This is a genomic window from Pseudoxanthomonas sp. 68-E7, from assembly GCF_057773145.1.
Map to the genome: position 1 here is coordinate 199,319 of NZ_JBYMTI010000008.1, position 13,206 is coordinate 212,524.

The window sequence follows — 13,206 nt, forward strand, 5'->3', positions numbered from 1 at the left end:
GTTCAGGGTTGACAGCCGTCCCCGGGCATGATTCCACTAGTAAATAGCGAAACCTGAACGCCCGGGGCCACGGCTCCGGGCGTCGGCTTCTCTGCCGCCCGCTTTTGCGCCACCCTTGCCGGCCACGCGCCGCCCCCACCGCCCATCGGAAGGACATGTCCAAGCACCTCCTCATCGTCGAATCGCCGGCCAAGGCCAAGACGATCAACAAATACCTCGGCAAGGACTTCCACGTCCTGGCGTCCTACGGTCACGTGCGCGACCTAGTGCCGAAGGAGGGGGCGGTGGATCCGGACAACGGCTTCGCGATGCGCTACGACCTCATCGACAAGAACGAGAAGCACGTCGATGCCATCGCCAAGGCGGCCAAGGCGGCCGAAGACATCTACCTGGCAACCGACCCGGACCGCGAGGGCGAGGCGATCAGCTGGCACATCGCGGAAATCCTGAAGGAGCGCGGCCTGCTCAAGGACAAGCCGCTTCACCGGGTGGTGTTCACCGAAATCACCCCGCGGGCCATCCGCGAGGCGATGAACCAGCCGCGCCAGATCGCCAACGAGCTGGTCGACGCCCAGCAGGCGCGCCGCGCGCTGGACTACCTGGTCGGCTTCAACCTGTCGCCGGTGCTGTGGCGCAAGGTCCAGCGCGGCCTGTCCGCCGGCCGCGTGCAGTCGCCTGCGCTGCGCATGATCGTCGAGCGCGAGGAGGAGATCGAGGCCTTCGTCGCGCGAGAGTACTGGAGCATCGAGGCCGAGTGCGCGCACCCGCGCCAGTCCTTCACCGCCAAGCTCACCCGCCTGGACGGGCAGAAGTTCGAGCAGTTCACGGTCACCGACGGCGACACCGCCGAAGCCGCGCGCATGCGCATCCAGCAGGCAGCGCAGGGTTCGCTGCACGTCACCGACGTGACCAGCAAGGAGCGCAAGCGCCGGCCCGCGCCGCCGTTCACCACCTCGACCCTGCAGCAGGAAGCCGCGCGCAAGCTGGGCTTCACCACCCGCAAGACCATGCAGGTCGCGCAGAAGCTGTATGAAGGCGTGGCCATCGGCGAGGAAGGCACGGTCGGCCTGATCAGCTACATGCGTACCGACTCGGTCAGCCTGTCGATCGAGGCGCTGAACGAAATCCGCGACGTCATCGCCCGCGACTACGGCACCCAGGCGCTGCCGGACAAGCCCAACACCTACCAGACCAAGTCCAAGAACGCGCAGGAAGCGCACGAAGCCGTGCGCCCGACCTCCGCGCTGCGGACTCCGTCCCAGGTCGCCCGCTTCCTCAGCGACGACGAGCGCAAGCTCTACGAACTGATCTGGAAGCGCGCCGTGGCCTGCCAGATGGTGCCGGCCACGCTCAACACCGTCAGTGTCGATCTGGCCGCCGGCAGCGAGCACAGCTTCCGCGCCAGCGGCACCACCGTGGTCGACCCCGGCTTCCTGGCCGTGTACGAGGAAGGCAAGGACCAGAAGGGCGCCGAGGACGACGACGAAGGCCGCAAGCTGCCGCCGATGAAGCCGGGCGACCGGGTGCCGCTGGATCGCATCCATGCCGACCAGCACTTCACCCAGCCGCCGCCGCGCTTCACCGAAGCGGCGCTGGTCAAGGCGCTGGAGGAGTACGGCATCGGCCGGCCGTCCACCTACGCCTCGATCATCCAGACCCTGCTGTTCCGCAAGTACACCGAAATGGAAGGCCGCGCCTTCAAGCCCACCGACGTGGGCCGCGCGGTGTCCAAGTTCCTCAGTGGCCACTTCACCCGGTACGTGGATTACGACTTCACCGCCCGGCTCGAGGACGAGCTGGACGCCGTCTCGCGCGGCGAGGAGGAATGGGTCCCGCTGATGGAGAAGTTCTGGGGCCCGTTCAAGGAACTGATCGAAGAGAAGAAGGAATCGGTCGATCGCAGCGAAGCCACCGGCGCGCGCGAACTCGGCACCGATCCCAAGTCCGGCAAACCGGTCAGCGTGCGCCTGGGCCGGTTCGGACCCTACGCCCAGATCGGCGACAAGGACACCGACGAGAAGCTCGAGTTCGCCTCGCTGCGTCCGGGCCAGTCGATGCACACCATCACCCTGGACGAGGCGATCGAGCTGTTCAAGCTGCCGCGCAAGCTCGGCCAGGACAACGGCGAGGAAGTCAGCGTCGGCATCGGCCGCTTCGGCCCGTTCGCCAAGCGCGGCAGCACCTATGCTTCGCTGAAGAAGGAAGACGATCCGTACACGATCGATCTGGCCCGCGCGGTCTTCCTGATCAACGAAAAGGAAGAAATCGCCCGCAACCGCATCATCAAGGAATTCGACGGCAGCGACATCCAGGTGCTGAACGGACGCTTCGGCCCGTACATCAGCGACGGCAAGCTCAACGGCAAGATTCCCAAGGATCGCGAACCCGCCTCGCTCACCCTGGCCGAAGTCCAGCAGTTGCTGGAGGAAACCGGCAAGCCGGCCCGTCGTGGTTTCGGCGCCAAGAAGGCGACCGCCAAGAAGGCCGCGGTGAAGAAGGAAGCGGCGCCGAAGAAGGCCGCGGCCAAGAAGACCGCGACGAAGAAAGCTGCGATCAAGAAGACCGCCACCACGAAAGCCACGGCGAAGAAGGCTGTCGTGACCGTCACCGAACCGGCCAAGTCGCTGCTGACGCCGGCCAAGGTGGAACCAGGCAAGAAGCGGGTCGCCAAGAAGAAGCAGAGCGACGACGCGCCGTTCTGAGCGGCCCCGGCATATCCGGATGTCGCGGTGAACCGCGGCATCCGTGGCAGAATCGCCCCATGAGCGCGTCCCTGTCCCTGCCCGCCGCCGTGGAATGGCTCCAGCATGGCGGCGTGATCGCGTACCCGACCGAAGCCGTGTGGGGAGTGGGCTGCGATCCCTTCGACGAGGCCGCCGTGCTGCGGCTGCTGGCCATCAAGGAGCGCCCGGTCGAGAAGGGGCTGATCCTGATCGCCGCCGATCTCGAACAGCTCCGGCCCTGCCTGGGTCTGGACGCATTGCCGGTCGATCGCCTGGCCGAAGTGCTGGCGAGTTGGCCCGGCCCGCATACCTGGGTCATGCCGGCCAGCGCCGGTGTCCCGCGCTGGCTGACCGGGGAACACGCCGGCATCGCCGTGCGGGTCACCGCGCATCCCACGGTGATTGCCCTGTGCCGGGGCTTCGGCGGCCCCCTGGTGTCCACCAGCGCCAACCTGAGCGGGCAACCCGCGCCGCGGGAACGCCCCGGGCTGGATCCCGCGCTGCTGGAACGCCTCGATGGCGTCAGTGAAGGCGAAACCGGCGGTCTGGAACGCCCGTCCTCGATTCGCGACGCGCTGACCGGGCAGCCGCTTCGGCTCTGAACCGGTCTGCATTGTCCACATCCCGCTTCGCGCGCAAGATGCCGCCATGCGCATCGCCCTGATCGCCTGCCTGCTGTTCCCGCTCTGTCCTGTCCGGTCCGTGGCCGCGCAGGAAGTGGTGATCTACCGCTGCGTCGGCAAGCAGGGGCAGCTGACCTTGCGTGATTCTCCCTGTGCGCCCGGGGAAACGCAGCAGACCCGCAGCATGCAGCGACCTCGCGATCCCGCCGCCGGAACGCAGCCGATACCGCCGGAACGCCGTCCCGAAGCGCCGGCGACGCCGGTGGCCCCCGCCGAGCGGGTGGTCTATCGCAATGCGCCGCGCCCGATGTACGAGTGCGTCACCCTGGAAGGCGAGCGCTATGTCAGCGACAACGGCGAAGGGCAGCCGCGCTGGGTGCCGTACTGGGTCGGCGGTTATCCCCATGGCGCCTGGCCACGCCACCACGGCGGTGGTGTCTCCGGCAATATCAGCATCGGCAACGGCGGCAGCATTTCCTTCCAGAGTGGAAGCCCGACGCCGCTCCCTCCCACTCCACGGCCACCCGGACATCCACCCGGCAACATCATCGTTCCGGCCGGCGGCATGTGGGTCCGCGACGAATGCCATGCATTGCCGCAGGCGGAAGTCTGCGCGCGCCTGTCCGATCGCCGCTACGAAATCCTGCGCCGCTACGGCAGCGCGATGCCCAGCGAGCGGCGAACGCTGGATCTGGAGCAGCGCGGCATCGACGCGCGCATGGCCAACGATTGCAGGAACCCCTGATGCGCTATCGCCTTGCCTGGCTGCTGTTGTTCGCGGCGCCCGTCGCGCATGCGGACGAACTGGTGATCTACCGCTGCACCGATGCCGCCGGCGCGCTCACCGTGCAGAACATGCCCTGCCCCAAGGGCAGCAAGCAGCAGATCAAGCGGATGCAGGCGCTAGTGACCGTGCCGATGACACCGACGCCGGCCATGTCCACGCAACCCGCGGCCGTACCCACCGAACCCGCGTCGACTCCCGCGACTCCCGCGACGCCCACAGCCACCAGCGCGTCTTCCGCACCGGCGGCGGACACCGCCGCGCGCCTGCCGCCTCCCAATCTGTTCCGCTGCACCACCCGCGACGGCGGCGGCTACGTGACCGAGGACAGCGAGCCGGCCTCCCGCTGCGAACCGCTGCAGACCACCGGGTTGGACGGCAATCCGCAGGGCGGTGCCGGCCAGGCCTGCGAGGTGGTGCACGACACCTGCGCGCGGGTTCCCGATGAAGGACTGTGCGAGGCGTGGACGAAGCTGCGCGACGAAGCGGAAGTGGCCTGGCGCTTCACCCGTGCGGAAACCAGCGAGAAGAACAAGGCCGAGTTCGATCGCGTCCAGCGCATCCTGGCCGAGAGTACCTGCGGCGGCTGACAGGCGACGGACGCCGGTCCGGCACAGCACGCGGCGGATCATGCGCCGGTGGATCAGCCACAGCACCAATGCGACCAGTCCGGCGGTCGAACCCAGCAGGTTCGGCACCAGCGAGAGGATCTGGGTGCCGCACCAGCCCAGGCCGGTCCCTTCGCCGAAGCCCCGCCAGCTCGCGAAGCCGGCATGCCGCTGTCCCTTCGCACGCAGGCTGGCCGAAACGCTGCGGATGATGAAAAAGCGCTCGATGAAGTTGTACGGCAGCACGAACCTCCACCAGACCGAAGCAGGCGACGCCTTGCGCGCGGCGGGCGATACCGCCGCCAATGTCCGCCCGAGATCACGGCCGTAGAACAACACCACGGCCAGGAACAGGATCACCGGCCAGCGCGCCATACGGCCCGTACAGCGCGATTTCGCCGAAGATGCCCCGCCCTTCCGGCGCGACCCGGAATGCAGGCCACAGCGCCTCCGCCCACACCGGCGGTCAACACGAGTTTCAGCGGAAGCAGCTATTTGGGCGTGGGCATGGACTCAGAATCCGTAGCGCAGGAATCCACCATCCACCGCGATGCATTCGCCGGTGACGTAACTGGCCGCCGGCAGGCACAGGAAGCCCACCGCCGCCGCGACTTCCTCCGGTTCGCCGATCCGGCGCATCGGCGTGCGCGCGATGACTTCCTCGTAGTAATCCGCGTCCGAAAGCGGCCCGGACGTCCGGCGGGTGCGGATGTACCAGGGTGCCACCGCGTTCACCCGCACGCCGTCCTCGGCCCATTCGACCGCCAGGTTGCGGGTCATCTGCTGCAGCGCGGCCTTGGTCATGCCATAGGGCGTGCCACTGCGCACGGCGGTGATGCCGGACACACTGCCGACGTTGACGATGGCCGAACTGGCATGCCGGGTCAGCAGCGGATGGGCGTAGCGTGACAGCTCGAACGCGGAGAACAGGTTGGTTTCGAAGATCCCGCGCCATTCGTCCTCGGTGTAGTCCACCGCGGCCTTGGTGACGTTGCCGCCCGCATTGTTGATGAGCAGGTTGAGGCCATCGGCGTGATCTTCCACCCAATCGAGGATCGCACGCCGGTCCTCATCGTCGGCCACGTCGGCAGCCATTGTCGCCACTTCGTTTCCGGGGAATTCCTCGGCGAGATCCTCGCGCGCGGCATCCAACAGATCCTCGTCGCGCGCGACCAGCATCACATCCGCGCCGAAACCCAGCAGTTCGCGCGCGATCGCCAGGCCGATGCCGGCGCTGGCACCGGTGATCAATGCAGTCTGCCCGTCCAGTCGCCACCGATGGGATGCCATGCGTCGCTCCGTCAGAATGGGGGTAGCATACCGCCAGCCATTCCGGAGGAGCATCGCATGAAGAGGCATCCGATCACCTGCCTGTTGCTGTTGCTGCCGTTGTGCGCGTGCCGGCCGACGCCGCCGCCGACGGAACATCCGCCGGAACCGCAGGCCGTGCGCGCCACCGAACTGCGCGACGCCATCCAGGCGCCGCTGGACAAGGCCAAGGCGGTCCAGGAGACCACCCGCAAGGCCACCGAGGACACCCGCGCGGCCATCGATGCCGCCGAGCGGCAGTAGCCTGCATCGCATCGGCGGGCCGGCATGAAAAAAGCCCTCCTTGCGGAGGGCTTTTTCGTCTGGCGCGGCAGGACGCGGGAAGCGCTCAGTAACCGCAGAAGCAATAGGCCAGCGCCTTGACCGGCGTGCCCTGGCGATCCTGCAGGGCCTCTTCCACGAAGCGCAGTTGCGTGTTCGCTTCCGGAAGGCGTTGCGCGAGCATCGCGCGGGCGATGTCCGAATCCTTCAGCCAAAGCGCGCCGATGCGCGAGCCGGCCATCCGGCCCATGAACTGGGCGAACGGCGAGGCATTCTGCTCGATGTAGCGCACGCGATACTTGTCGGCGCCACCCAGCTTGGCCAACTGCGCGGCGTACTCGGTCGCCGCCTGCATGCCACCGAGTTCGTCGACCAGGCCACGCTCCTTGGCCTGCGCGCCGCTCCAGACGCGGCCGCGGGCGACTTCGTCCACCGCCTCGACCGGCTTCTTGCGCGCGTCGGCGACCTTGCCGGTGAAGTCCGCATAGCCCTTGTTGATGATCGACTGGATCACCTGGCCGACCGCCGGATCCAGCGGACGGGTAATGTCGAACGCGCCCGCGAATCGGGTGGTGCCCACGCCGTCGGTATGCACGCCGATCTTCTCCAGCGTGCGCGGCACGGTCGGAATCATGCCGAAGATGCCGATGGAACCGGTGATGGTGGAGGGATCGGCATAGATGCGATCGGCGTTCATCGAGATCCAGTAGCCACCCGAGGCGGCCAGATCGCCCATCGACACCACCACCGGCTTGCCGGCGGCCTTAAGCGCGGCCACTTCGCGGCGGATCTGCTCGGATGCGAACACGCCGCCGCCCGGGGAATCCACGCGCAACACCACCGCCTTCACGTCCTCGTCGTCGCGCGCCTCGCGCAGCAGCGCGGACGTCGATTCGCCGCCGATGCGGCCGGCCGGCTGCTCGCCGTCGGTGATTTCGCCTTCGGCCACCACCACCGCGATCTGCGCGCGCTTGTCCAGCGTGGCGGCGCGTTGCGCGTCCAGGTGGGCGAGGTAGCCGTCCAGGGTGACTTGGCGGAAACCGGTGTCGGAGTCCTCGTCGGCCACGCCGCGTTCGATCAGCAGGTTCTCCACGTCCTCGCGGGTCTTCAGTCCGTCCACCAGCTTCTGCTGCAGGGCGAACTTGGCCAGATCGCCACCGGCGGCGGCGATGCCTTCCGGCAGCGTGTCGATGCCGGCGGCCAGTTGCTGCGGGGTCAGCTTGCGTGCCTTGGCGACGTCGCCCAGGTAGCGCTGCCACACGTCGTTCATCCAGAACAGATCGGCTTCCTTGGCTTCCGGCGAGGCGGCGTCCAGCACGTAGGGTTCGACCGCGGACTTGAACTCGCCCACCCGGAACACGTGCACGTCCACGCCCAGCTTTTCCTGCAGGGCCTGGCGGAAATACTGGCGATAGCGACCCAGGCCTTCCAGCAGCAATCCACCCATCGGATCCAGGTAGACCTCGTTGGCCTGCGCGGCCAGCAGGTACTGGTGCTGGCCCAGGTTCTCGCCGAACGCCACGATCTGCTTGCCCGAGGCGCGGAAGCGCTCCAGCGCCGCGGCGACTTCGCGCAGCGAGGCGTAGCCGGTCGGCTGCAGCCGGTCGACGCGCAGCATCATCCGCTCGATCTTCTTGTCCTCGCGCGCGGCGTCGATCGCGCGCACCAGATCGCGCAGCTGGATCTCCTCCGCATCCTTGTCGTTGAGCAGCTTGGCCAGCGCGCGGGTCGCCGGATCCGTGCTGTATTGCTCCACCAGGCGCCCTTCCGGCGCGACCACCAGCGTGGTGCGATCGATGACCGGCTTGACCGCGCTGCTGGAGCTGATCCCGGCCAGCAGGATCATGAACATGATCAGGAACAGCAGGAACCCGAAGAACAGCACGTTAAGGAACAGCTTGCGGGCGAAATTGACCACGTTCCAGGCGCCCACGAAGAAGGTGGCGACGGGTCCGCGGACGGGAGGCGGTTGGTTCATGGGGGTGGAGGCTCCGGTATTCCTGGGGCCAGCTTAACGGTTCGGCCTGGCGGGCGGCATGCCCCTTTAGTCACCGTGCGCCGATGTCAGTCAGCGCACGGAGTGGCCAGCAGGCGCCGGCTGCTGCGGTTGAAACGCCAGCCCAGGCTGACCGCGGCGGCGGTGAGTCCCATGATCAGGCCCAGCCACATGCCCTGCGGTCCCCAGCCCAGGCCCAGCCCGAAACCGGCCCCGAGCGGCATGCCCAGGCCCCAGTAGGAAAACATCGCCAGCCACATCGGCGCCCGGGTGTCCTTCAGGCCGCGCAGCGCGCCCGCCGAGAGCACCTGGATGCCGTCGGGGAACTGGAATGCCGCGGCGTACAGCAGCAGCGTACCGGCCAGGGCCGCCACCGCCAGATCCTGGGTGTACAGGGACACCACCGCGTCATGCCCGAACAGCAGCACCAGCGCCGACAGCGCCTGGGTGCACAGCACGATGGCGTAACCGGCGTGGGCCGCCCGCCGGACACCCGCCGGATCGTTGGCGCCCAGCGCGTGGCCCACGCGCACGGTGGTGGCCTCGGCGACGCCCATCGGCACCATGAAGCACAGCGCCGCCACGTTGATGGCGATCTGGTGCGCGGCGGCCGAGACGGCGCCCAGCCGCGCGATCAACAGCGCGGTCACGATGAACAGGCTGCCCTCCATCAGCACGGTGATGCCGATCGGCAGGCCGGTCCTGAGCAGCTGCGCGATCGCCGGCCAGCGCGGGGGTTCGAAATGGCTGAACAACTTCAGATGGGCAAACCGGCGCGAGTGCCACAGGTACAGCGCGAAGCAGGCCGCCTGCACCCACATGGTGACCGCCGAAGCGGTGCCGAGCCCGGCCGCGCCCATTTCCGGCAGGCCGAACTTGCCGAAGGTCAGCACGTAGCCAAGCGGCGCCAGCACCAGCAGGCCGCCGAAGCCCAGCAGCATGGTCGGCAGCGTCCAGTGCATGCCTTCGCTCAGGTAACGCATGCAGAAATAGAAGGTCAGCGCCGGCACGCCCCAGCGGATCGCGTGCAGGAAGCCGGTGGCGCCGGGAATGATGTCCGGGGCGATGCCGAACGCGCCCAGCGCGTACGGAGCCAGGGTCAGGAAGCCGAACATCAGCACGCCCAGGCCCAGCGACAGCCACAGCGCCTGGCGGAACAGCGGTCCGATTTCGTCGCGCCGGTTGGCGCCGTCCAGTTGCGAGACCGACGCGGTGAGCGAGATCAGCGTGCCGATCGGCACCATCATCGGCAGCCACAGCAAGGCGGTGCCGACCGTGACCGAGGCCAGGGTCTGGGTGCTGTGGTGTCCGGCGATGACGTTGTCGACGAAGCCGATGAGACCGGTGGAGACATGGCCCAGCACCAGCGGCAGGGCAAGTTTCGCGGAAGCGCGGACCTCATCGCCGAAACGCGGCGAATGGGAGACGGTGGAAGACATGGGGGAGACCGCCGGACTACGGTCGCGCGGTCGCGCGCTGGCACCGGGTCACGGGAGGCCGGTATCTTACCCGCTCGCGCCAGGGGAAGCACAACCGCAGATGAGCAGCCAGACCGACGTATTGCCGCACGACCATGCGCCCGCCGGGTGCGAGAACTGCGCCACGCCATTGCAGGGCGAGTTCTGCCATCACTGCGGCCAGTCCTCGCACAATCCATTGCGCCATGCCGGCCACGCGATCGAGGAAGTATTCGAATCGTTCTGGCACCTGGACGGCCGCATCTTCCGCACCCTGCGCACGCTCTGTTCGCCGGGTCGCCTGGCCAATGCCTACCTGGCCGGCCATCGCGCTCCCTACGTCGCGCCGTTGCGGCTGTTCGTCATCATCAGCGTACTGACGTTCTTCATCGCGCAGTTCGCCGTGCATATCGGCGAGCCCACGCCCGACGCGGTGGTCAAGGGCAATTTCGAGGAGGCGACGACGGTCGCCGAAGTGGAGCGCCAGCGCGATGAGGCCATCCGCGGCCTGCTCGAAGGCAAGGCCGCGGTCGGCAACATCCCCGGCGCCGCCATCGGCTTCGAACGCAGCATCAAGGCGCTGCGCCTGCAGGCGCGGGAACGCATCGCCGAGCTGGATCCGAAGCATCCCTCGCTGCAGCAGCCCCTGGAATCCACCGGACCGGTCGCCGCACCGGCGCCGGAAACCGCCGACGCGCCGTCCACTCCGCCACCGGACAGCACGCCCACGGGCGAACCGTCCGCTTCGCCTGCGTCCTCCCTGCCCCCCGCCTCGTCCGCGACCACGGACAAGGACGAGGACGCGCAGGCCGAACCCAAGGGATTCCTCGATCGCTGGCTGAAGAAGAAAGCGCATCGCGCGGAAGAAAACTGGGAGCGCTTCCAGAAGGATCCGGAGCTGATCAAGAACGCCGGACTCAAGGCCATTCCCACCGCGCTGTTCTTCATGGTCCCGATCTTCGCGGTGTTCCTGAAGATCGCCTACCTGGGCTCGGGCCGGCTGTACCTGGAGCATCTGGTGGTCGCCCTGTACAGCCATGCGTGGCTGTGCCTGGCGTTGCTCGGCATCTTCCTGCTGATGGCGCTGGACGAATGGATCACGCCGCATGCCGCCTGGTTCGCCAGCATCACCGGCCTGCTCCAGTTCGTGCTCTGGTGGTGGATGCCGATCTACCTGCTGCTGATGCAGAAACGGGTCTATGGCCAGGCGTGGTGGCTGACGATGCTGAAGTACCTCGCCGTCGGCATGATCTACCTGTTCCTGGTGAGTTTCGCGGCGATGTTCGTCCTCCTCACCAGCTTCATCAATGCATGACGATCATCTACGAGGTCGACCTCGCCATCGCCTCGGACATCGCCGAGGCGCATGCGCGCTGGCTGGACGCGCACGTGCGCGAAATGCTGGGTTTCGCGGGGTTCCTGGAAGCGGAAATCCTGGAGCGGCTGGATCCGCCCGCCGATCCCGGTTGGGTGGCGCGCTGTGTCCGCTATCGACTGACCGATCGCGCCGCGCTCGACGCCTATCTGCGCGATCACGCGCCGCGCATGCGTGCCGAGGGCGTCGCCCGCTTTGGTGATCGGGTGCGCGCCAGCCGGCGGATTCTCGCGAGCGCCGCGCGCCGCTGAGCCGCGTCGTTCCGCAGGCTATTGGCTCCGCCGCCGATGCAGCCAATCGCCACGGCGCGCAGGTTCGGTCTTCAGCAACGCCTGCAGGAACGACGCGCGCTCCTGCGGGGGAATGCGCTGCGCCAGCGCGGCGAGATCATCGCGCTGCGTCGCATCCGATTGCCGCAACAGGGCCAGCAGCATCGCGCGCTGATCCTCGGGCACGTAGGCGAACAGCGGTTGCAGGCGTGGCCAGTCCGCCCCCAGTTCGGGGCCTAGTTCCCAGCCATGCTGCTGCGAGACATCCTGCTGGGCGTACAGCGTGCGCAGGCGTGCCTGTTCTTCCGGGGGCAGGGCGGCGAATGCCTGCGCCGCCGCGCGCAGTTGCGCGCGCTGGCTTTCGTCCAGTGCGCGCCAGGACTGGTACCGGCCTCGCTGGCGCGCCCGTTCCATCGGCGCCAACGCATCCCACGCCTGCGCACGCGCGGCGACCTGCGCACGCTGTGGCCCGGAAAGCGCGGACCAGCGCGCGCGGCTGTCCGCCAACACGGTTTCCACCCCGGGCGGCAGCGCATGGGCCCACCAGGCCGCGCAGACGGCGAACACGGCCAGGGCCAGCGCAAGGCACTCAGAACGTCGTGTCACGGCCTTCCTCCCCGATGGCCGCCGCATCGGCGGCGGTGGTTGCCGGGTCCGCCGGCAAGGGCTGGCTGCGGCCCGCCAGGTACCAGGCCAGGAACGCGGCCTCGCCCGACAGCGATTCGCTTTCCGGGTCCAGCAGCAGGTCCAGATCCGGATGCAGCGGCAGGGCGTCCTCCGCCGCGACCGAGGCCGCCGGCGCATCGGCCGGCGCCAATGCTTCGCTGCGGATGTCGGGTTCCTCGGCCAACCCCAAGCCGGTCTCGCCGACCTGTTCCAGCGTACCGCCCATCCGTCCCCACCAGGCCGGTGGTGCGAAAAAGGTCACCGCCAGCCCACCCGCGCATGCCAGCACGATGGCCACCACCGCCCAGCGCCGCCATCGGCCCGGCGTGGACGCTGCCTTCCGGGGCGCGCGTCCGCCCGATACGGGAACGGGTGGGGTGCGCGATGGCCGCGGCGCTGCCGGCTCCGGCCGCAGTGCGCGCTCGCGCAGCCGCGCCAACCGCGCCATCCGCTCCGGCGGAAGCTCGCGCATCTGCTGCTGGATCGCGTCGGCCAGCGCCCGCCAACCGATGGGGTCGGGCTGCCCGGTCGCATCCAGCGGGCAGGCCGCCGCCAGCGACGCGCGGTAATGGGTCAGATCGATGCCCAGCACCTCGACCGCTTCATCCTCCGGCAAGCCCGCCGCCAGGCGGCTCAGGAGCGCGCGGCGATCCTCCGGCGCCAGCGTACCGAGGTGCGCCAGCGGCTCCGGCCAATGCGCCGCGGCGGGAGCCCGGTGCAGGACCGGGGACGCCATCAGGCGCTGCCAGAAGCCGCGCGGCCAGTCCGCCATCGGCAGTCCGGGAGCCTGTTCCGAGAACGCCCGCATCGCGGTCGCCAGGGCGACATCGCCGTGTTCGGCGTCTCCGCACTGCAACTGGGCGAACAGGGCGCTCCGGCGCTCGACGCCACGCAGGAAAGCGGCCAGGGCGGGGGGCGCCGGGGCGGCGGACGGCGACGGATCAGTCATGGAAGCGCGGGCTCATCACCTCGAATCATAGCGGTCGCCAACGTGATTCCGTGCGCTTGACACTGCTTGGAATCCTGCTCTCCCAAGCGCCGCAAGGCTTTCGCGGATTTGCGTTGTGCACAGCAGTCACGCGGGTGTCACGATCGTGCGGGCCGGTGTGGCCAGC

Annotated in this window: 13 protein-coding genes; 8 read left to right on the top strand and 5 right to left on the bottom strand. The window is 68.4% G+C overall.

What is annotated here, in order from left to right; translation table 11 throughout:
- Positions 1–155 precede the first annotated feature (155 nt).
- From AC3DE2_RS18685 to AC3DE2_RS18705, 5 genes are read left to right on the top strand one after another with little or no spacing between them, the layout of a single operon-like run.
- Positions 156–2,702 (top strand): DNA topoisomerase I, encoded by a 2,547-nt coding sequence (locus tag AC3DE2_RS18685; RefSeq protein ID WP_488427371.1) that lies wholly within the window; start codon positions 156–158, stop codon positions 2,700–2,702.
- Positions 2,703–2,761: 59 nt separating this feature from the next.
- Positions 2,762–3,325: an L-threonylcarbamoyladenylate synthase type 1 TsaC gene (tsaC, locus tag AC3DE2_RS18690; RefSeq protein ID WP_488427372.1), complete on the top strand. Its 564-nt coding sequence runs from the start codon at positions 2,762–2,764 to the stop codon at positions 3,323–3,325.
- A 46-nt stretch (positions 3,326–3,371) separates the two neighbouring features.
- Complete coding sequence (locus AC3DE2_RS18695) at positions 3,372–4,091, top strand: DUF4124 domain-containing protein (protein ID WP_488427373.1); 720 nt, start codon at positions 3,372–3,374, stop codon at positions 4,089–4,091.
- Entirely contained in the window at positions 4,091–4,720 is a 630-nt protein-coding gene (locus AC3DE2_RS18700; protein ID WP_488427374.1) for a DUF4124 domain-containing protein, read from the top strand. Before AC3DE2_RS18695 ends, AC3DE2_RS18700 begins: the two co-directional genes overlap by 1 nt.
- A 40-nt stretch (positions 4,721–4,760) precedes the next feature.
- Positions 4,761–5,069, top strand: a complete 309-nt coding sequence (locus AC3DE2_RS18705) for a hypothetical protein (RefSeq protein WP_488427375.1) — start codon at positions 4,761–4,763, stop codon at positions 5,067–5,069.
- Between the two features lie 182 nt (positions 5,070–5,251).
- Here the strand turns inward: AC3DE2_RS18705 and AC3DE2_RS18710 are convergent, their stop codons facing one another.
- Positions 5,252–6,028, bottom strand: a complete 777-nt coding sequence (locus AC3DE2_RS18710; protein WP_295376933.1) for an SDR family oxidoreductase — start codon at positions 6,026–6,028, stop codon at positions 5,252–5,254.
- 57 nt (positions 6,029–6,085) lie between these two features.
- Between AC3DE2_RS18710 and AC3DE2_RS18715 the strand changes: the two genes are divergently transcribed.
- Positions 6,086–6,310, top strand: a complete 225-nt coding sequence (locus AC3DE2_RS18715) for a hypothetical protein (protein WP_295376935.1) — start codon at positions 6,086–6,088, stop codon at positions 6,308–6,310.
- Between the two features lie 85 nt (positions 6,311–6,395).
- Here AC3DE2_RS18715 and sppA read toward each other — a convergent pair whose 3' ends face one another.
- Both sppA and AC3DE2_RS18725 read right to left on the bottom strand, forming a co-directional pair.
- Positions 6,396–8,306, bottom strand: coding sequence for a signal peptide peptidase SppA (sppA, locus tag AC3DE2_RS18720; RefSeq protein WP_488427376.1), 1,911 nt, complete (start codon positions 8,304–8,306; stop codon positions 6,396–6,398).
- Positions 8,307–8,392: 86 nt separating this feature from the next.
- On the bottom strand, positions 8,393–9,763 hold the full coding sequence (locus tag AC3DE2_RS18725; protein WP_488427377.1) for an MATE family efflux transporter: 1,371 nt from the start codon (positions 9,761–9,763) through the stop codon (positions 8,393–8,395).
- A 100-nt stretch (positions 9,764–9,863) separates the two neighbouring features.
- Between AC3DE2_RS18725 and AC3DE2_RS18730 the strand changes: the two genes are divergently transcribed.
- Positions 9,864–11,096, top strand: a complete 1,233-nt coding sequence (locus AC3DE2_RS18730; protein WP_488427378.1) for a DUF3667 domain-containing protein — start codon at positions 9,864–9,866, stop codon at positions 11,094–11,096.
- Entirely contained in the window at positions 11,093–11,407 is a 315-nt protein-coding gene (locus AC3DE2_RS18735; RefSeq protein WP_488427379.1) for a DUF4286 family protein, read from the top strand. Before AC3DE2_RS18730 ends, AC3DE2_RS18735 begins: the two co-directional genes overlap by 4 nt.
- An 18-nt stretch (positions 11,408–11,425) precedes the next feature.
- Here the strand turns inward: AC3DE2_RS18735 and AC3DE2_RS18740 are convergent, their stop codons facing one another.
- On the bottom strand, positions 11,426–12,031 hold the full coding sequence (locus tag AC3DE2_RS18740) for a DUF3106 domain-containing protein (RefSeq protein WP_488427380.1): 606 nt from the start codon (positions 12,029–12,031) through the stop codon (positions 11,426–11,428).
- Positions 12,015–13,040 carry a hypothetical protein gene (locus AC3DE2_RS18745; RefSeq protein ID WP_488427381.1) on the bottom strand — a complete coding sequence of 342 codons (1,026 nt, stop codon included), beginning with the start codon at positions 13,038–13,040 and terminating at the stop codon, positions 12,015–12,017. Before AC3DE2_RS18745 ends, AC3DE2_RS18740 begins: the two co-directional genes overlap by 17 nt.
- Between the last annotated feature and the right edge of the window lie 166 nt (positions 13,041–13,206).

Coding starts and splice junctions, on each gene's coding strand:
- AC3DE2_RS18715 (WP_295376935.1), top strand. CDS start 6,086: ATGAAGAGGCATCCGATCACCTGCCTGTTGCTGTTGCTGCCGTTGTGC.
- AC3DE2_RS18695 (WP_488427373.1), top strand. CDS start 3,372: ATGCGCATCGCCCTGATCGCCTGCCTGCTGTTCCCGCTCTGTCCTGTC.
- AC3DE2_RS18730 (WP_488427378.1), top strand. CDS start 9,864: ATGAGCAGCCAGACCGACGTATTGCCGCACGACCATGCGCCCGCCGGG.
- AC3DE2_RS18710 (WP_295376933.1), bottom strand. CDS start 6,028: ATGGCATCCCATCGGTGGCGACTGGACGGGCAGACTGCATTGATCACC.
- AC3DE2_RS18700 (WP_488427374.1), top strand. CDS start 4,091: ATGCGCTATCGCCTTGCCTGGCTGCTGTTGTTCGCGGCGCCCGTCGCG.
- AC3DE2_RS18725 (WP_488427377.1), bottom strand. CDS start 9,763: ATGTCTTCCACCGTCTCCCATTCGCCGCGTTTCGGCGATGAGGTCCGC.
- sppA (WP_488427376.1), bottom strand. CDS start 8,306: ATGAACCAACCGCCTCCCGTCCGCGGACCCGTCGCCACCTTCTTCGTG.
- AC3DE2_RS18745 (WP_488427381.1), bottom strand. CDS start 13,040: ATGACTGATCCGTCGCCGTCCGCCGCCCCGGCGCCCCCCGCCCTGGCC.
- AC3DE2_RS18705 (WP_488427375.1), top strand. CDS start 4,761: ATGCGCCGGTGGATCAGCCACAGCACCAATGCGACCAGTCCGGCGGTC.
- AC3DE2_RS18685 (WP_488427371.1), top strand. CDS start 156: ATGTCCAAGCACCTCCTCATCGTCGAATCGCCGGCCAAGGCCAAGACG.
- tsaC (WP_488427372.1), top strand. CDS start 2,762: ATGAGCGCGTCCCTGTCCCTGCCCGCCGCCGTGGAATGGCTCCAGCAT.
- AC3DE2_RS18735 (WP_488427379.1), top strand. CDS start 11,093: ATGACGATCATCTACGAGGTCGACCTCGCCATCGCCTCGGACATCGCC.